Below are 17,677 nucleotides of genomic sequence, written 5' to 3'. Positions count from 1 at the left end.
GGGAGGGGATGTGCCAGGAGGGCCTGGAACGGGGCGGTGAGCGGGCTGCGTGGCAGCGTCACGCCGTCCAGGGCGCGGATCTCGACCAGGCCGCGCACCGACGAGGTCAGCCAGCAGCCGTCGGCCGCCCGCAACTGCGCCGGGGTGACCATCCGCTCCTCGGCGGTGAGCCCCAGCGCGTCGGCGTGGGCGAGGAGCCAGGCGCAGGTGGTGCCGGGCAGGACGCCGGTCGACGCGGCCGGCACCGTGCACAGCACCTCCCCGGCCAGCCAGACCAGGCTGGCGCTGGGCCCCTCCAGCGCGTACCCGTCGGAGGAGACCCAGAGCACGTCGTCCAACCCGTTGCGGGCCGCCCAGCGGCGGGCCGCGCCGCTCACCCCGTACGAGGTCGACTTGGTGCCGGTGGGCAGCCAACCCAGCCCGGGGCGGGCCGTCGCCGGCAGCCCGAGGGGCAGGGTGGCAACGGTCACGCCGTCGCGCCGGGCCCGCCGGGACGCGGTCGGAACCTCGGCGAGCGTCGCGTAGACCGTGGGCGGCCCGCCGCCCTCCGGGCCGCGGGTGCAGACCAGCCGCAGCGCCCCCTCCACCTGCGCCGGCCAGTTGGCGGCCACCGTGTCCAGCAGCCCGATGAGGGCGTCCTCCGGCGGAAGCGGCAGCTCGATCGCGGCGGCGCCGGCACGTAGCCGGGTCAGGTGGGGCGTCCGCAGCCATGGTCGGCCGTCGCGCAGGTGCATGGTTTCGAACAACCCGTCGCCGTGCAACGCGCCGAGGTCGTCGCCGCGCAGCACCCGTTCTTCCGTCGGTACGAGCCCTCGGCCCAGCACCGCGATCCTCGACGCCTCCATGACCGCCGAGCGTAGCGGCGTCCACCCGCGTCCCCCGGTCCGGTTCGGCGGCCGAACTATGATCGGGCGGTGTCCGAATCCTCGCTCGCGGAAATGCTCCGCTCCCGTGGGCTGCGGCTGACGGCGCAGCGGCAGCTCGTGCTCCAGGCCGTGCACGATCTGGGCCACGCGACACCGGAGCAGGTGCACACGGCGGTCCGGGAGGTCGCCGCCGGGGTCAACATCACCACCATCTACCGGACGCTGGAGCTACTGGAACGGCTGGGGCTGGTGACCCACACCCACCTGTCGCACGGTGCGCCGACCTATCACGCCGCCGGTGAGCACCAGCACGTCCACCTGGTCTGCCGGGAGTGTGGCGCGATCGACGAGATCGATCCGGAGCTGCTCCGCCCACTCGCCGACCGGCTCGCCACCGAGCGGGGCTTCCGGGTGGACATCGGGCACGTGGCGCTCTTCGGCGTCTGCGGCAACTGCGAGGACGGGGAACCGAAATGATCGACATCGCGGGAGCGGTGGCCGTCGAGGCGATCGACGAGGCCAGCCGGGACCAGCCGGCTCCGGAGCACCGGGCGGCCGGGGTCCGGGGCGTGGCCGCGCACTACGGCGACCCGATGCGCGAGCAGCGCACCCTGGAGGCCGCCGTCGGGTTGGTGGACCGGTCGCACCGGGGTGTCGTGGCGGTCGGCGGCGCGGAGCGGATCAGCTGGCTGCACACCCTGACCAGCCAGCACCTGGCCGCGCTGCGGTCCTGGCAGGGCACCGAGTTGCTGGTGCTCAGCCCGCACGGCCACGTCGAGCAGCACGCCATGGTCACCGAGGACGGCGAGACCACCTGGTTGGACACCGAGCCGGGGATGACCGCCGGCCTGCTGGCGTACCTGGAACGGATGCGGTTCTTCAGCAAGGTCGAGCCGCGCGACGTGACCGCCGACCACGCGCTGCTGTCGCTGGTCGGCCCCGAGGCCGAGGCCGCCGCCGCGGCGCTCGGCGTCACCGGGCTGGCCGGACCGGACGTGGTGGCGGTGCCGGGTCCGAAGTTCCGCTCCGGCGAGCTGCCGCCACGGCCCAGCGTGGTGTACGACGCGCGGTCGCTGCCCGACGGTGGCTGGGCCCGCCGGGGCCCGCTCGGGGTGGACCTGCTGGTGCCTCGTCCCGCGACCGGGCAGGTGGTGGCGGAGTTGCGCGGCGCCGGGGTGCCGGTGGCCGGGCTGTGGGCGTACGAGGCGGTGCGGGTGGCCGCGCGGCTGCCCCGGGCCGGGGTGGACACCGACCACCGGACCATCCCCGCCGAGGTGGGCCTGATCGGCTCCGCCGTCCACCTCGACAAGGGTTGCTACCGCGGCCAGGAGACGGTGGCCCGGGTGCACAACCTGGGCAAGCCGCCCCGCCGGCTCGTCCTGCTGCACCTGGACGGGGTGACCACCGACCAGCCGCCGGCCACTGGCACCCCGGTGACCCTGGACGGTCGGGCGGTCGGTTTCGTCGGCACCGCCGTGCACCACCACGAGCTGGGTCAGGTCGCCCTCGCGGTGGTGAAGCGCAACGTGGCCGACGACGCCCGGCTGCTGGTGGGGGAGAGCGCCGCCGCGATCGATCCGACGTAAAGGTGCCGCCGGTGCATGCTGACGGCGGGAAATCTTCCTCCTTTCTGTGATTTTCAGGGAGATTTTTGCGTCATGGCGTGCGGCGGCTGTCGACCGGATGTGGCGGGGCCGCTACCATCCCGGCATGACCACAGGGACGTTGATCACGGTTGCCCCCACCGGCGCGGAGTCGGCCAAGGCGGAGGTGCCGGCCCTGCCGGTGACCCTCGACGAGCTGCTGTCGACCGCGAAGGAGTGCGAAGCGCTCGGCGCCGCCGTGATCCACGTCCACGTTCGTGACGACGAGGCGAGGCCCACCCTCGACCAGGGGCGGCTGCGGGAGACCGTGGCGGCGCTGCGGGAGAACACCAACCTGGTCGTGCAGCTCTCCTCCGGCGGCGCGGTCACCGACCCGGAGGCCGACCGGCTCGCCGTCCTCGACGCCCGCCCGGACATGGCCTCCTGCACGATGGGCACGGTCAACTTCGGCGACGACGTCTTCCTCAACCGGTGGGGGTTCATCGTCGACCTGCACACCCGGATGCAGGAGAGGGGCATCGTGCCCGAGTACGAGATCTTCGACCTCGGCCACCTCACCGCCCTGCAACGGCTGCTCGGGAAGTACGGCCTGCCGCACGGCGGGCACGTGCACGTCGACTTCGTGATGGGTGTCCCCGGCGGCATGCCGGGCACCGCCGCCACCCTGGTCGCCGCCCAGCAGATGCTGCGCGACCTGCCCGACGGCACCACCTTCTCGGCCACCGGCATCGGCCGCAGCACCCTTCCGGTCCTGCTCGCCTCGCTGTCGACCGGTGGGCACCTGCGGGTCGGGATGGAGGACACCGTGACGTACGCCAAGGGGCAGCCGGTGGAATCCAACATGCAGCTGGTCGCACGGGCCGTCGGTTTCGCCCAGCTCGCCCAGCGCCCGCCGCTGACCACCGCCGAGGCCCGGCAGCTCCTCGGCCTGTAGGGGCGGGTCCGCCCCGCGCCCCGGTACGGCACGGGACCGCGCCCTGGTCGGCCCGGCGGCGGGCCCGGCCGGTACCGTCCACGAAGTGGCAGAGACGTACGGGGGCGGCACGCCCCTGGTCGAGGTGGTCCGGTCCGGTTTCGTGGAGGGTGTCCACCGTGGTTCCGTGGTGGTCCTCGACGCCGCCGGTGCGCCGGTGGCCGGCGCGGGAGACGTCACCTCGCCGATCTTCCCGCGTTCGTCGAGTAAGCCGGTGCAGGCGGTCGGCATGCTCCGCGCCGGGCTGCCGCTGACCGATCCGGCCGACCTCGCGCTGGTCTCGGCCAGCCACGCCGGCGAGGACCTCCACCTGGCCCGGGTCGGCGCGCTGCTGGCCGGCGCCGGCCTGGACGCCGACGCCCTGCACTGCCCGCCGGCCCTGCCCGTCGGCGAGGCCGCCCGGGTGGCCGTCCTGCGCGCCGGGGGTGGGCCGACCCGGGTGCAGATGAACTGCTCCGGCAAGCACGCCGGGATGCTGCTGACCTGCCTCGCGGCCGGCTGGCCGCTGGACGGCTACTGGCAGCCCGAACATCCGTTGCAGCAGCGGCTCACCGCCACGCTCGAGGAGTTCACCGGCGAGAAGGCGGCGGCCGTCGGGGTGGACGGCTGCGGCGCCCCTGTGGTCGCCGTATCGCTGACCGGGCTGGCCCGGGCGTATCTGCGGCTGGTTCAGGCCGAGCCCGGCACCGTCGAGCGGACGGTCGCCGACGCGATGCGGGCGTACCCGGAGTTGGTCGGCGGGACCGGGGCGGACGACACCCGGCTGATGCGGGGCGTACCCGGGGCGCTGGCCAAGGTGGGCGCGGAGGGCGTCATCGCGGCGGCGGTCCCCGGCGTCGGCGCGGTCGCCCTGAAGATCGACGACGGCGCGGGCCGGGCCCGGATGCCGGTGTTGGTCTCGGCGCTGCGCCGGCTCGGCGTCGAGGCTCCGGTGCTGGTCGAGTTTGCGCGGCTGCCGCTACTCGGCGGCGGCCTTCCGGTCGGTGCCATCCGCGCCACCTGGTGACCTCGGCCGCCGTTTGTGGTCCACTCGGCGCGGCCCGGCCGCTCCCGTGCTTGGCGCGGTCCCGGTGGTCGCGGTCTCGGTGGTCGGTCTCGTTGGTCGCGGTCCCGGTGGTCGCGGTCTCGGGCTTGGGTCGCGGTCTCGTGCTTGATCGACTCAGGATGCCGCGAACGGCGGTGACGCCGGGCCGCTACACCCCCGTTCGCGGCAAGTGGAGATGATCAGGGGCTGTCAGGGCAGGAAGTTGAGTAGGGCGGCGTTGACTGCCTCCGGGCGTTCCAGCGGCAGAAGGTGGGCGGCATCCGGGACGTCGGGGAGGCGGACCGCGCCGGGCACCTCGGCGGCGATCCGGTCGGCGAGCCGGGCGATGTCCCGCACGTCGTCCGCGCCGGCGGTGACGAGCACCGGCAGTCGCAGCTCGCCCAGCCGGTCGATAGCGGGCGGGTCCAGCTCCTCGATCTCCACCGCGCTGAGCGCCAGCTCGGAGGCGAGGGCCCGATGGTCCATCTCCTCGGCGAACGCGACCAACTCGGGGTCGACGTCCCCTGGGGCGCGACTCGGGCCCACCACCCAGAACCGAACCTCACCGGCGGCGCTCGCCGTGAGGTCCTCCGGGTCGACCTCACCGACCAGCCTCTCCCAGAGATCCTCGGTCTCCTCGGACCACTCGTTGCCGGAGACGGCCGTGCCGAGCAGCGCGAGCGCGCTCACCCGCTCCGGGTGGGCCAGCGCGGTGTCCACGGCCACCGCGCCGCCGAAGGAGCAGCCCACCAGTGCGGCCCGCTCGACGCCGAGCGCGTCCAGCAAACCGACGACGTCGTCGTGGTGGGCGAAGGGCTCGGGGGGAAGCGCGGAGTCGCCGTACCCGCGCAGGTCGAGGGCGACCACCCGGTGCCGTTCGGCGAGGGCGGGAAGCTGGCCCCGCCACATCCGCCGGTCGGCGATCCCGGCGTGCAACAGGACCACCGTGCTGCCGCTGCCCAGGTCGTCGTACGCCAGCGATGCCCCGTTGATGTCGATCTTCGTCACGCTTAGCAAGCTACGGACCGGACAGCCGGCCCGCAACCTCCGCTGTGGCGTTGCTAACTGCGGCTAGCGCTTTGCTTGCTGGAGTTAGCAGCGTGGACTACCGTTGGGGTATGGCCGCACCCAAGGATCTACCCGACGTCGGCGGATTCATCCGTGACCTGCGCCGGAATGCCAAGATCTCGCTGCGTCAGCTCGCCGAGCAGGCCGGGGTGAGTAACCCCTACCTCAGCCAGATCGAGCGGGGCCTGCGCAAGCCGAGCGCCGAGGTGCTCCAGCAGCTCGCCAGCGCGTTGCGGGTCTCCACCCCGGCCATGTACCTGCGGGCCGGGCTACTCGACGACAAGGAGGGACAGGGGGTGCTGGCGGCGATCGCCGTCGACCCCGACCTGACGATGGCGCAGAAGCAGTCGTTGAGTCAGATCTACGAGACCTTCCGCCGGGAGAACCTCCGGCTCGCCGAGGCCACCGCAGGCGGCCAGGAGTCCGCCCCGCCGACCGCCCCGCCGGCCTCGCCCGCAGCACCGACCCCGCCGGCAGCACCGACCCCGCCGGCGACATCGACTGCGGCGGCGACAGCGGCCCAGCCGACCGCAGCGGTGACGCCGGCCGAGGCCGCCGCCACCGCCGCGCCGGCCGCCACTGGCCCGACCACCCCCGACGGCACCCCGACCGAGGCCGTCCTCGAATCGGTCGCCGTCACCGAGGCGGGTGCGGCACCCGCTCCCAGCACCAGCGCCCGAACCAGGAAGGCCGCCACGAAGGCGGTCCCGAAGGCCGCCTCGGCGGCCGAGGAGGAACAGTCATGACCCAGCCGAAGACGAACCGCATCCCCGCCCCGCTCTACGCCGCCGCCGGCGCCGGCGAGCTGGCCTACCAGCAGCTGCGCAAGCTCCCCACGGTGGTGGGCGAGCTGCGCGACAAGGTGGTCGCCGATGGCGCCAAGGCCGTCACCGAGTTCGGCGGAAAGGCCGTCGTCACCGGTGGCGAGCTGCGCCAGAAGGCCACCGAGACCTTCAAGACCGCCAACCTGACGGCGGCCGAGCTGCGCGCCAAGGCGATGCCGGCCGACCTCGAACTGGACAAGCTGCGCGAGGTCGCCACTCGCAACGCCGCCGCCGTCCTGGCCGGCGCGCAGGCCGCCCAGGAGCGGGCGCTGGCCGCGTACGGCTCGCTGATCGCCCGGGGCGAGCGGGTGGTCGGCGCCGGCGTCCTGGAGGCCGCCGACACCGTCAACACCGACATCGAGACCACCGACGCCAGCGTGGCGCCCGAGGTGAAGACCGAGGACAGCGCGCCCAGCCCGGCCGAGGTCGCCGAGGCCGTGGCGTCCAAGCCGAAGGCCGTCCGCCGGACCACGAAGGCCGCCGCCGAGCCGACCACCCCGTCGGCCAAGCTGCCGAAGGCCACCCGGCGGACCCGCCCGGCCGCCGAGTAACCCGGGCCGTACCGGCACAACCCCGGAAGCGTCCTGTGGGACGTTTCCGGGGTTGTCGCCGTATGCTGGCCGTCATGGCCATCGCCGCGCCGATCTTCGTCTTCGCCGTCGTTGACGTGATCAACCTGATCCTGCTCGTCTTCGCGCTGATCGTGCAGGGCGTCGCTCTGGTGCACGCGATCACCCAGCGGGGCGACGGGTTCGCGGCGATCGGCACCCTGCCCAAGGGGGGCTGGGTGGCGATTCTGGGGGTCTGCCTGGTGCTCACCCTGCTCGGCTTCGGCGCGCTCAGCATCTTCGGGCTGATCGGCATCGCGGCCGGCCTGATCTACCTGCTGGACGTCCGGGTCGGGCTGCGCGACCTGCACGACGGCAAAGGGTCCTGGTGAGGGATTTCCGCTGGCCGCCACCGCCCGACGGCGGCCCCCGCACCTGGGGGCCGGGGCCGGGCGGCCCGCGTACCGGGCGACCGGCGCTGCCCGACCCGGAGACCGAACTCGTCACCACGCCGCACGGCGTACGGCTGGAGCGGCTGGTCGCCGGTGCCGGTGACCCGGTCACCGTCTTCGCGCACGGGCTGGGCAACGGGATCGCCACCACCCGCCCGTTCGGCAGTGCGGTCACCGGCCGCAAGATCTTCTTCCAGTTCCGTGGGCACGGCCGCTCCGACGCGCCGCCCGGCCCGTGGAGCTACCTTGACCTCGCTCGCGATCTGCGGGCCGTCGCCGACCTCGGCGGCGCGACCCGGGCCTTCGGGGCCAGCCTCGGGGCCGGCGCGCTGTGCCGGCTGCTGGCCGACAGCCCGGACCGTTTCGAGCGGCTGGTCCTCCTGCTGCCCGCCGGACTGGACACTCCCCGGGCGCCGGTCGCCCGGCAGCGGCTGATCGACCTGCTGGACGCGGTGTCCACCGGGGACGCCTCGGCTGTCGCCGACGTCGTCTCGCTGGAGCTCCCGCCCCCGGTGCGGAACACCCCGGCCGGCTGGGCGTACCTGCGGCAGCGGCTGGACCAGTTGCTGCGTGACGGGCTGGCGCCCGGTCTGGCCGACCTGCCCGAGCAGGCCCCACTGGCGGACGTCGCGGCGCTCACCGCGATCACCGCTCCCGCGTTGGTCATCGGCTGTGTCGGCGACGACCTGCACCCGGCGCACGTCGCCGAGGAGTTGGCCGCCGCGCTGCCGCACGCCACCCTGCACCTGTACGACCGGCCGGGGTTCGCCTGGACCGACCGCGCCGACCTGCGGGAGCGGATCTCGGCGTTCCTCAACACCTGACCCGCTCCCGCGCGCCCCCGGTGCGAGCGCCGCCCACGGTGCCTCTTCATCGTCGAGGGCGACTCGGCCGGCGGTTGTGCGCCGCCCACGATGTGCGCGTGCCCCGCGCGGCCCGAGCTGCGGCAGTTGGACGTGTCTCGCTGCGGCGATGCCCCGGTTTGCGGCAGTTGGGGTCGATCATGCGCCGCATTCCACCGGCACCGACTCGCGGCGCTGCGGGCGCGGGCGTGGCGGGAGGTGGGCGGCGCGTATGTCGAGCAACCAGCGTTCCACCGCCGTCTCGTCCGGCCGCTGCGGCAGCGCGTGCGGCTCCGGTCGAGATCCCGTTCCGCCTCGGTGAACAGCGGCTCCGCACTTCAGCGCGCCCTCGGCGACCCGCTCGCGGCGAACATGACCTACGCCACCGCGTCCGTAAAACCGGACTCCGGTTGGCAGGTATTCCTGACACGCTCGATGGCATGACGACGAAATCGCTGGAAGGAAAGGTCGCGTTGGTGGCCGGGGCGACCCGGGGTGCCGGCCGGCAGATCGCGGTCCAACTCGGCGCGGCCGGCGCGACCGTCTACGCCACCGGCCGCAGCACCCGGACCGGTCGCTCCGAGATGGACCGGCCGGAGACCATCGAGGAGACCGCCGAGCTGGTAACCGTCGCCGGCGGCGCCGGCATCGCGGTGCGGGTCGACCACCTGGTACCCGAGCAGGTGCGCGACCTGGTCGCCCGGATCGACGCCGAGCACGGCCGTCTCGACGTGCTGGTCAATGACGTCTGGGGCAGCGACCACCTGATCGCCTGGAACGAGCCGATTTGGAAGCAGCCCCTGGACGACGGCTTCCGCACCCTGCAACTGGCGGTGCACACCCACCTGATCACCAGCCACTTCGCGCTGCCGCTGCTGATCCGCAACCCGGGCGGGCTGGTGGTCGAGATCGGCGACGGAACGAAGGCGTACAACGACGACCACTACCGGCTGTCGGCCTTCTACGACCTGGCCAAGACGTGCGTGAACCGGCTTGGCTTCATCCAGGCCGAGGAACTGAAGCCGCACGGCTGCACGGCGGTGGCGCTCACCCCCGGGTGGCTGCGCTCGGAGGCGATGCTGGAGCACTACGGCGTCACCGAGGAGAACTGGCGCGACGCCATCGCCAAGGAGCCGGATTTCGTCATCTCGGAGACCCCTGCCTACGTCGGACGGGCGGTCGCCGCGCTGGCCGCCGACCCGGACAAGGCCAGGTGGAACGGTCGGTCCACCGACAGCGGAGAGCTGGCGACCGTCTACGGCTTCACCGACCTCGACGGCAGCCGGCCGCAGGGCCTTCGCTACATCACGGAGGTCGTCGAGGGCGGGAAGAAGGCGGACCCGGCCGACTACCGCTGATCGTCGTACAGCTCGCCGAGGCGGCGGGCCGCGTCGGCGAGCCGTTGCCGGAGTTCTGGCGGGTCGAGCACCTCCACCTCCGGGCCGAGCCGCAGCACCAGGTCGTACGCCACGTCGGCGGACTCGACGGGCAGTCGGGTGACCACCCACCCCCGCCCGTCGGGTTCGCCCGCGGCGGCCAGCGCCTCGTCGTACACGAGAGGGGCGTCGGCGGCCCACCGCAGCGCGCGCAGACCGGCGGGGCTCAGCCGGACCGTGATCCGCTCGCGCAGCATCGTCCGCAGGAACGCCTCGGCCTGCTCCCGCCAGTACCCGCCCAGGTCGAAGGTCTCGGTTCGGGCGAAGGTCTCCGCAACCGGCGTGACGTCGCGCACCCGGTCGACCCGGTAGGTGCGCATCCCGGCGCCGACCCGGCCGACGAGATACCAGGTGCCGCTCTTGAGCACCAGCCCGTACGGCTCGACCCGGCGGACGACCTCCCGGTCCCCGCGCCGGTAGCGCAGCTCGACCACCCGGTCCGACCAGACGGCCCGGGCCAGCTCGGCCAGCCGGGGCGGCGGTGGCGACTCGCGGAACCAGCCGGGCACGTCCAGGTGGAACCGCTGCCCGGTGCGGGCCGGCGCGTCCCGCAGGCTGGGCGGCAGCGCGGCGAGGATCTTCAGCTCGGCGGCCGCGACCGCCTCGGTGCGCCCCATGTCGCCGGCCGGGCCGGGCAGCCCGGCCAGGAAGAGCGCCTCCGCCTCGTCGCGGGTCAGCCCGGTCAGCCGGGTGCGGTAGCCACCGAGTAGCCGGTAGCCACCCGTTCGGCCCTGGTCGGCGTAGACCGGCACCCCGGCGGCGGAGAGCGCCAGCACGTCCCGGTAGACGGTTCGCTCGGAAACCTCCAGCTCGCGGGCCAGTTCGGCGGCGGTCATCGTCTCCCGCGACTGCAGCAGCAGCACCAGGGAGATCAGCCGGGACGCGCGCACCGCTCCATCCTGACGCCCTCCGGAGGTTGGGCCGGAGCGGGGCCGGCTCGTGATCGACCAACTTGCGGCTAGCGGTGGTCCTGCTGCCATGATCGACTCAACTTGCGGCAAACGGTGGTATCGCGTGCGCTGGAAGGCCCTGTTCGCGGCAGGTAGAGTCGATCACCGGCCGGTTGGCCCAGCCGCCGGCCGGAAGCCGATCGCGTCGGGGGCGCGCGTCGGCAGCGGCACCGGCTGGGGGCCACTAGGCTCTGCGGTCGTGAACGCACCCCGTGACATCGTCGCACCGGTGACCGGCGCGATCGGCCGTTTCTTCGCCGGCGTCGGGTTGCTCCTGCGCGGCTTCGGCCTCTACGTCCGCAGCCCTGGCCTGATGCTGCTGGGCGTCGTCCCGGCGTTGATCTCCGGCGCGATCTTCGTGACCGCGTTCGTCACCCTGGTGTACTTCGTGGAGGATCTGGCGGCCTGGGTCACCCCGTTCGCCGACGGCTGGTCGACCACCGCCCGCAGCCTGGCCCGGGTGATCGCCGGGCTGGCCTTCCTCGTACTTGGCGGGCTGCTCGCAGTGGTCAGCTTCACCGCGGTGACCCTGGTCATCGGTGATCCGTTCTACGAGAAGATCTCCGAACGGGTGGAGGAGCGCCTGGGCGGTACGCCCGGCGAGGTGGAGGTGCCGTTCTGGGCGTCGCTGCGGCGCAGCCTCGTCGACTCGCTCCGGCTGGTCGGTCTCTCCGTGCTCTTCGGGATCCCGCTCTTCGCCGCCGGGTTCATCCCGGTGGTCGGGCAGATCGTGGTGCCGGTGGTCGGGGCGGCGGTAGGCGGCTGGCTGCTCGCCGTGGAACTGGCCGGGGCACCGTTCTCCCGGCGTGGGCTGCGGCTACCCGACCGTAGATCGATCCTCAGGGCGGACCGGCCCACCACGCTCGGGTTCGGTGTGGCGGTCTTCCTCTGCTTCCTGATCCCGATCGGCGCGGTGCTGGTCATGCCGGCCGCCGTCGCCGGGGCCACCCTGCTGACCCGGCGGTCGCTCGGGCAGTCCACCGAGGAGGGCTGACATGGAGATCACCCTGGTCGAGGGAGACATCACCGCCCAGCGGGTCGACGTGGTCGTCAACGCCGCCAACTCCTCGCTGCTGGGCGGCGGCGGTGTGGACGGCGCGATCCACCGCCGGGGCGGCCCCGCCATCCTCGCCGAGTGCCGGGCGCTGCGGGCCTCCCGGTACGGCCGGGGCCTGCCCACCGGCCAGGCCGTCGCCACCACCGCCGGCGATCTGCAAGCCCGCTGGGTGGTACACACCGTCGGGCCGGTCTTCTCCGCCGCCGTACGCCGCCGCCCGGCGGGTCGCCGACGCCGGTTGATCAGGTCAGCGTGCGCAGGCAGGTCCACTGGGACGCGACCGGCCGGTAGCCGAGCCGGGCGTTGACCGCCAGCATCGGCGCGTTCGCCCCGTCGTTCGACGTGTACGCCGTGCGTACCCCGCGTGCGGCGGCCCGGTGCAGGGCGGCCCGCTTCACCAGGCCGGCGAACCCTCGCCTCCGGTGTGTCGACAGCGTGCCGGTGAACTCCGACCACATCCGGTCACCGTCCCGCTTCACCAGGCTGAGGGCGACCGGCGTGCCGTCCGCCTCGGCCAGGGTGCTCGCCTCCCGGTCCAGTCCCGGGTTCTGCCAGACCTCGTACTGCCAACTGTCATAGCTCATCGCGTCCACCGGGGCGTCGCCCGGCTCGTCGCGGGCCGCCTCGGCGTCCAGCCGGTGCAGCAGGCGTGGACCCACCTCCGCCGCCGACAGCAGGCGTACGCCCGGCGGCGGCTGCGGCATCGGCGGCGTGGGCCGCAGGTCGAGGGCCGAGTAGCGCAGCTCCCGGCTCGGGGCGAAGCCGTGCCGGCGGGCGAACGGCAACGCCTCCGGCTGGGCCCAGGTGAGCACCCGGCGGGCCCCGATGGCGCGCAGGTGCGCCAGCGCGGCGGTGAACAGGGCGGTGCCGCCGCCCCGGCCCCGGTGTTCCGGGTGGACGTGCGGGAGGGAGATCTCGCCGAAGTTCGGCTCGGAGGTCTGGCTGTTGCGGTACGCCGAGGCCCAGCCAACCACCCGGCCGTCGAGCTCGGCGACCCAGGCGGCCCAGTCCTCGCCGGGCGGCGGGTGCGCGATCATGTGGCGGGTCGACTCCACGCCCCGCACCAGGTAGGGGTGGACGAGGGCGCGCAGCGCCACCACCTCGGCGGCGTCCTCGGGGACGGCGGTACGGATGCGCACTCAGCCCACCTCGCGGGCGGCGGCGACGGCCTCCACCTCGACGAGATGGTCGGAGTAGCCGAGCACGCGGATCAGCCGGTTCGGTTCGGTCATCCGGCGACGCTATCGCCGACGCGGCGGAGACTCCACCGAATAGTGATCTCCGACGGGACTGCGCTGGTGGAGCCGGCTGAGTAGGTTCGGACCGGCTGATTCGCCACGCTGCACCGCGCCGGCCGTCCCCGGCGACCATGTCCGGACATCGAGAGGCGCGCATGCGAGAGATATCCACCCAGATCGACATCGATGCGAGCCCGGACGGGGTGTGGGCCGTCCTCACCGACTTCGCCGCGTACCGGGAGTGGAACCCGTTCATCCGGGAGGCCGCGGGGCAGGCCCGCGTCGGCGAGACGCTGACCCTGCGAATGTTCCCTGGGAAGGGACGGCCGATTACGTTCACCCCCAGGGTGCTCGCCGCCGACCCGGGCCGCGAGTTGCGCTGGCGCGGCCGGCTCCTGGTGCCGGGACTCTTCGACGGCGAACACCGGTTCCTGCTCTCCGCCGTCGAGGGTCGCACCCGGCTGGTGCAGAGCGAACGCTTCACCGGCCTGCTGGTGAGGCCGCTCGGCTCGGTCATCGACGGCACGTCCGCCAACTTCGACCGGTTCAACGAGGCGTTGCGGGAGCGCGCCGAGAAGAGCAGCTGACCCGCCCCGGGGTGTCGCGGCGCTCCGCGACACCCCGGGAGTCGGTCAGGCCGACCTACGCGGCACCAGCTCGGTGGGGAGGATCAGCCCCTCGTCGATCAGCTCGCCGGCGGCCGACCGCAGCAGCTGGCGGGTCATCGCCCGGCCCAGCTCCACTATCGGCTGGCGAACCGTGGTCAGCGGCGGATCCGGGTACGCGGCCGTCTCGATGTCGTCGAAGCCGATCACCGCTACGTCGTCGGGCACCCGCCGCCCCGCCGCACGGAGCGTCCGCAGGGCGGCGTGCGCCATCAGGTCGGAGGCGACGAAGACGGCGTCCAAGGCGGGGTGTGCGGCCAGCAGTGGGCGCATCGCCGACGCCCCGGAATCCCGGGTGAAGTCCCCGTGGGCGACCAGCTCGGCCAGCCCCGCCTCGGCGACCACGTTCCGGTAGCCGGCCAGCCGCTCGACGCGTTCGTGACCGGCCGCCGAACCGGCCAGCATCAGCACCAGCTGCTTGTCGGCGGCCTCCAGTTCCTGCGCCGCGCCCCGGATGATCCCGGGGAAGAGCTGGTCGTCGGAGAAGACCCGGGTGGCCTCCTCCGGCATGACCAGGGCGACGGAATCGGTTCGCTGGGTGACCAGGCTGCGGGCTGCGGCGTAGGGGACGTACCCCAGCTCGGCCACGGCCCGGCGGACCGCCTCCTGGATCGGCTCAGCGACGGTGGTGGAGCCGTTGACCACCCGGGACACGGTTGCCCGGGCACCCCGGCCCGTCGGGCGACCGCCTCCAGAGTCGGTCGCTGTGCCGTCGTCATCCCCGTAACCACCAACCTCGTCACAGCCCGTTGCGGGAGATCACCTCCTGGTACCACCGGGCGCTGGACTTCGGTGTGCGCCGCTGAGTCAGGTAGTCGACGTGGACGATCCCGAACCGCTTCCGGTACCCCTCGGCCCACTCGAAGTTGTCCAGCAACGACCATACGAGGTAACCGCGCAGGTCGATGCCCCGAGCGATGGCCTCGTGCGCCGCCCGCAGGTGTCCGTCGAGGTAGGCGATCCGGTCGTGGTCCATCACCCGGCCGCCGCCGTCCGGTTCCTCGACACGGGCATTGTCCGGGAAAGCCCCGCCGTTCTCGGTGATCATCAGTGGCAGCCCGGGGTAGTCCCGGCCGATCCGCTCCAGCAACCGGGTCAGCCCGGCCGCCTCGATCATCCAGCCCATCTCGGTCGTCGGGCCGGCCGGCGGAAGGAACTCCACCGCGCCCTCGGTGCCCGGGTAGGCGCTGTCGCCGGAACCGTCGGGCCGACCGGTGACGTACGTCGGGGCGTAGTAGTTCACACCGAGCAGTTCGATCGACGCGGCGATCATTTTCTCGTCGCCGTCCCGGAGGAAGGTCGGCTCCACCAGCCGGGAGACGTGCTCCAGCACGTCCTGCGGGTAGCCGGCTCCGGTCAGCGGGTCCAGGAAGATCCGGTTGTGCAGGCCGTCGACAAGGCGCACCGCGGCGGCGTCCGCGGCGCTGGCCGGATCCGCCGGCTGCACTTCGGCCGGGTTGAGGGTGATCCCGATGGTCTCCGCGCCGGCCGCCCGCAGCGCGCGGGCCGCCAGGCCGTGCCCCAGCAGCAGATGGTGTACGGCAGCGAAGGCCGCCCCGGCGTCCCGCTCGCCGGGCGCGTGCACCCCGTTGCCGTACCCCAGGTAGGCCGAGCACCACGGCTCGTTGAGCGTGGTCCAGGTGTGGATCCGGTCGCCGAGGCGGGCGTGCACCGCGACGGCGTAGTCGGCCAGGTGCGCGGCGGTGTCCCGGTTGGTCCAGCCGCCCCGGTCCTGCAACGCCTGCGGCAGGTCCCAGTGGTAGAGGGTGACGATCGGGTCGATGCCCCGCTCCAGCAGCGCGTCGGTGAGGCGGTCGTAGAAGTCCAGCCCGCGCGGGTTGACCGGGCCGGTGCCGTCCGGCCGGATCCGGGGCCAGGACACCGAGAACCGGTACGCCTCCAGCCCCAACTCGGCCATCAGCGCCACGTCTTCGGCGTACCGGTGGTAGTGGTCGCAGGCGACGTCGCCGGTGTGGCCGGCGAAGACGTTTCCGGGTGTACGGCTGAAGGTGTCCCAGATCGACGGGCCGCGCCCGTCGTCGCGGGCCGCCCCCTCGATCTGGTACGCGGCGGTGGACGCCCCCCAGACGAAGTTTTCAGGAAAACGAAGCTCACTCACGTTGCCCTCTTCCGTTTGCGGCTGCGGGGCTCGCAGGATCGGCCCGCTTTTCGCGCAGCGGCCGCCCCGCACCGGAACGGCCGCTGTCGTCGAGACGCGGGGTCAGCCCACGCGCAGGCCCGCCAGGAGGGCCCGGTCGCCGGCCACCCCCAGGGTGTCGAAGCTGACGCGACCCCAGAGGGCGAGCAGCAGATCACTCGCCGAGCCGGTGACCTGTGCCCGGGTGTGGTGGTCTTCGTGACCGAAGACGGTGGCGGTGTCGAGCAGGGCCACCCCGTCCCCCCGCAACCGCAGATACCACTCCTGGGTGACGTCGGCCGCGATCAGCTGCACCACCCCGTGCCACTGGCCGGTCATCGCCCGGCGTCCCGCGGGCAGCCAGGTGTCCAGCACCTCGCTCACCCCGTCCGCGGCGAGCTTCGCCTCCACCGGGTCGCCCGCGGCGATGGCGAGTTGGGCGTCCCAGCGGTGCACCGCAGTCTCGTGGGCCATCCGACGCAGCCAGAAGGCGGCCTTCTTCGGCTGCGGTGCCCAGTTCCACGCCGGGGCCTCCGGGTCGAGGCTCTCGAAGAGGGCCATGAGCTGGTCGTACTCCTGCTGCCAGAGCTGCAGCGGTGCGGTCCCGGTGGGCAGTTCGGCGTCGTCCCGCCGCCCCGGCCGGGTCATCTCGCCAGCGCCGGCGAAGGAGCGTACCCAGTGGTAGATGCTGGCGAGGTGCAGCGTCAGATCAGCGACCGTCCAGCCCGGACAGGAGAGCACCGGTGTCTCGGGCGGGGCTTCGGCGACTGCCGAGGCGAACGCCGGGCCGTCGGCCCGCAGCGCGCCGATCCAGAAGTCCTTCGTGCCGTGCAGTCTGCTCATCGCACTCCTCCCCGGGGTGACCGGGCCACCAGTGGGTGCCGCGGCTGCCCCTCAGCCTAGGGTGAAAGGCGTGTCTGACGTCTACGCCGAACCGACGACCGGAGCCGGACCCGCCGACCCGTCCGCCCTGGCGCGATACACCACGCTCCGCCTCGGTGGCCCCGCCCGCCGGCTGGAGACCGCCGTCAGTGCCGAGGAAATCGTACAAAAGGTTCAGGAAGCGCAGAGGCGGGGCGATCATGTCCTGATTCTCGCCGGCGGCAGCAACGTCGTGGTAGGCGACGACGGCTTCGCCGGCACGGTCGTCCTGGTGCGGTCGCGCGGGCTGCGGGTGGTCGCGGAGGATGCCGACACCCTCACCGTACGGGTCGAAGCCGGCGAACCCTGGGACGAGCTCGTCGCCGCCAGCGTGGCCAACGGCTGGTCCGGGCTGGAGTGCCTCTCCGGCATTCCTGGCTCGGCGGGTGCCACCCCCATCCAGAACGTCGGGGCGTACGGCCAGGAGGTCGCCGAGATCATCACCGCCGTCGAGGTGTACGACCGCCACGACGGCGGCGTCCACCGGATCGACGCGGCGGACTGCGGGTTCGCCTACCGGTCCAGCATCTTCAAGTACTGCGACCGATGGGCGGTGCTCTCCGTCGACTTCCGGCTGCGCCGCTCGCCCCTGTCCGGCCCCGTGCGCTACGCCGAACTGGCCCGGGCGCTCGGCGTCGAGGTGGGTGACCGGGTGCCGCTGGCCGACGCCCGGGCGACCGTGCTGCGGCTGCGCGGCGGCAAGGGCATGGTGCTCGACGCGACCGACCCCGACACCTGGTCGGTCGGCTCTTTCTTCACCAACCCGGTGCTCGACCCTGCGGCGTTCGAGCAGCTGCGGGAACGCGCCGCGGAGCTGGGCGAGCCGCCCTCCTGGCCCTGCCCCGGCGACCTGGTGAAGGTCAGCGCTGCCTGGCTGATCGACAAGGCTGGCTTCGGCAAGGGGCATCCCGGCCCGGGTGGCACCGCGATCAGCGGCAAGCACACCCTGGCCCTGACCAATCGCAGCGGTGTGGCCCGCACCGCCGACCTGGTCGCCCTGGCCCGCCAGATCCGCGACGGCGTCCACCAGCGTTTCGGAGTCCCTCTTCACCCCGAACCCGTCCTCGTCAAC

At 73.3% G+C, this 17,677-nt stretch carries 18 protein-coding genes and 2 pseudogenes; 13 read left to right on the top strand and 7 right to left on the bottom strand.

Translation table 11 applies throughout. The features are described from left to right. Positions 1-845, bottom strand: an 845-nt coding sequence (locus tag E1193_RS20860; protein WP_132184876.1) for an aminotransferase class IV, incomplete at its 3' end; no start/stop codon positions are given. 93 nt (positions 846-938) lie between these two features. Between E1193_RS20860 and E1193_RS20855 the strand changes: the two genes are divergently transcribed. The 4 genes from E1193_RS20855 (at position 939) to E1193_RS20840 (ending at position 4,449) form a co-directional block, all read left to right on the top strand. Continuing rightward, positions 939-1,343, top strand: a complete 405-nt coding sequence (locus E1193_RS20855) for a Fur family transcriptional regulator (RefSeq protein WP_132184877.1) — start codon at positions 939-941, stop codon at positions 1,341-1,343. Beyond that, positions 1,340-2,452: a folate-binding protein YgfZ gene (locus E1193_RS20850; RefSeq protein WP_132184875.1), complete on the top strand. Its 1,113-nt coding sequence runs from the start codon at positions 1,340-1,342 to the stop codon at positions 2,450-2,452. Before E1193_RS20855 ends, E1193_RS20850 begins: the two co-directional genes overlap by 4 nt. A 124-nt stretch (positions 2,453-2,576) precedes the next feature. Continuing rightward, positions 2,577-3,404: a 3-keto-5-aminohexanoate cleavage protein gene (locus tag E1193_RS20845; RefSeq protein ID WP_132184874.1), complete on the top strand. Its 828-nt coding sequence runs from the start codon at positions 2,577-2,579 to the stop codon at positions 3,402-3,404. A gap of 85 nt (positions 3,405-3,489) precedes the next feature. After that, entirely contained in the window at positions 3,490-4,449 is a 960-nt protein-coding gene (locus tag E1193_RS20840) for an asparaginase (protein WP_207922784.1), read from the top strand. 228 nt (positions 4,450-4,677) lie between these two features. On the opposite strand, the gene E1193_RS20835 is transcribed toward E1193_RS20840, so the two are convergent. Next, on the bottom strand, positions 4,678-5,475 hold the full coding sequence (locus E1193_RS20835; protein WP_132184872.1) for an alpha/beta hydrolase: 798 nt from the start codon (positions 5,473-5,475) through the stop codon (positions 4,678-4,680). Positions 5,476-5,585: 110 nt separating this feature from the next. Here E1193_RS20835 and E1193_RS20830 point away from each other — a divergent pair, with 110 nt between their 5' ends. The 5 genes from E1193_RS20830 (at position 5,586) to E1193_RS20810 (ending at position 9,559) form a co-directional block, all read left to right on the top strand. After that, positions 5,586-6,281 (top strand): helix-turn-helix transcriptional regulator, encoded by a 696-nt coding sequence (locus E1193_RS20830; RefSeq protein WP_132184871.1) that lies wholly within the window; start codon positions 5,586-5,588, stop codon positions 6,279-6,281. Next, the gene (locus E1193_RS20825; protein ID WP_132184870.1) at positions 6,278-6,910 is read left to right on the top strand and encodes a hypothetical protein; all 633 of its coding nucleotides are present in this window, start codon (positions 6,278-6,280) and stop codon (positions 6,908-6,910) included. Before E1193_RS20830 ends, E1193_RS20825 begins: the two co-directional genes overlap by 4 nt. Positions 6,911-6,984: 74 nt before the next feature. Continuing rightward, positions 6,985-7,299 carry a DUF2516 family protein gene (locus E1193_RS20820; protein WP_132184869.1) on the top strand — a complete coding sequence of 105 codons (315 nt, stop codon included), beginning with the start codon at positions 6,985-6,987 and terminating at the stop codon, positions 7,297-7,299. Continuing rightward, positions 7,296-8,183 carry an alpha/beta hydrolase gene (locus E1193_RS20815; RefSeq protein ID WP_132184868.1) on the top strand — a complete coding sequence of 296 codons (888 nt, stop codon included), beginning with the start codon at positions 7,296-7,298 and terminating at the stop codon, positions 8,181-8,183. The genes E1193_RS20820 and E1193_RS20815 overlap by 4 nt, the downstream gene beginning before the upstream one ends. A 458-nt stretch (positions 8,184-8,641) precedes the next feature. Beyond that, the gene (locus E1193_RS20810; protein WP_132184867.1) at positions 8,642-9,559 is read left to right on the top strand and encodes an SDR family oxidoreductase; all 918 of its coding nucleotides are present in this window, start codon (positions 8,642-8,644) and stop codon (positions 9,557-9,559) included. Here E1193_RS20810 and E1193_RS20805 read toward each other — a convergent pair. Further along, the gene (locus E1193_RS20805) at positions 9,550-10,527 is read right to left on the bottom strand and encodes a YafY family protein (protein WP_132184866.1); all 978 of its coding nucleotides are present in this window, start codon (positions 10,525-10,527) and stop codon (positions 9,550-9,552) included. The genes E1193_RS20810 and E1193_RS20805 overlap by 10 nt on opposite strands. A 259-nt stretch (positions 10,528-10,786) precedes the next feature. Between E1193_RS20805 and E1193_RS20800 the strand changes: the two genes are divergently transcribed. Then, positions 10,787-11,581 (top strand): EI24 domain-containing protein, encoded by a 795-nt coding sequence (locus E1193_RS20800; protein ID WP_132184865.1) that lies wholly within the window; start codon positions 10,787-10,789, stop codon positions 11,579-11,581. A gap of 1 nt (position 11,582) precedes the next feature. After that, positions 11,583-11,840 (top strand): annotated as a pseudogene (locus E1193_RS20795) (macro domain-containing protein); the annotation flags it as partial. A gap of 46 nt (positions 11,841-11,886) precedes the next feature. Here the strand turns inward: E1193_RS20795 and E1193_RS20790 are convergent. Further along, positions 11,887-12,783, bottom strand: coding sequence for a GNAT family N-acetyltransferase (locus E1193_RS20790; protein WP_132184864.1), 897 nt, complete (start codon positions 12,781-12,783; stop codon positions 11,887-11,889). Positions 12,784-13,037: 254 nt separating this feature from the next. Here E1193_RS20790 and E1193_RS20785 point away from each other — a divergent pair, with 254 nt between their 5' ends. Then, positions 13,038-13,469 (top strand): SRPBCC domain-containing protein, encoded by a 432-nt coding sequence (locus tag E1193_RS20785; RefSeq protein WP_132184863.1) that lies wholly within the window; start codon positions 13,038-13,040, stop codon positions 13,467-13,469. Positions 13,470-13,514: 45 nt separating this feature from the next. Here the strand turns inward: E1193_RS20785 and E1193_RS20780 are convergent. From E1193_RS20780 to E1193_RS20770, 3 genes and pseudogenes are all read right to left on the bottom strand, one after another. Next, positions 13,515-14,266, bottom strand: a pseudogene (locus E1193_RS20780) (LacI family DNA-binding transcriptional regulator). 20 nt (positions 14,267-14,286) lie between these two features. Next, positions 14,287-15,666 carry a GH1 family beta-glucosidase gene (locus E1193_RS20775; protein WP_132184862.1) on the bottom strand — a complete coding sequence of 460 codons (1,380 nt, stop codon included), beginning with the start codon at positions 15,664-15,666 and terminating at the stop codon, positions 14,287-14,289. A 102-nt stretch (positions 15,667-15,768) separates the two neighbouring features. Further along, positions 15,769-16,527: a maleylpyruvate isomerase family mycothiol-dependent enzyme gene (locus E1193_RS20770; RefSeq protein ID WP_132184861.1), complete on the bottom strand. Its 759-nt coding sequence runs from the start codon at positions 16,525-16,527 to the stop codon at positions 15,769-15,771. Between the two features lie 70 nt (positions 16,528-16,597). On the opposite strand from E1193_RS20770, the gene E1193_RS20765 reads away from it, so the two are divergent. Then, a partial coding sequence (locus E1193_RS20765; RefSeq protein ID WP_132184860.1) for a UDP-N-acetylmuramate dehydrogenase occupies positions 16,598-17,677 on the top strand: 1,080 nt, incomplete at its 3' end.

It is taken from the genome of Micromonospora sp. KC606 (assembly GCF_004348675.1).
GTDB lineage: Bacteria > Actinomycetota > Actinomycetes > Mycobacteriales > Micromonosporaceae > Micromonospora.
Note: the sequence above shows the minus strand (reverse complement) of the source record. Positions and strands in the feature narration are given on the sequence as shown.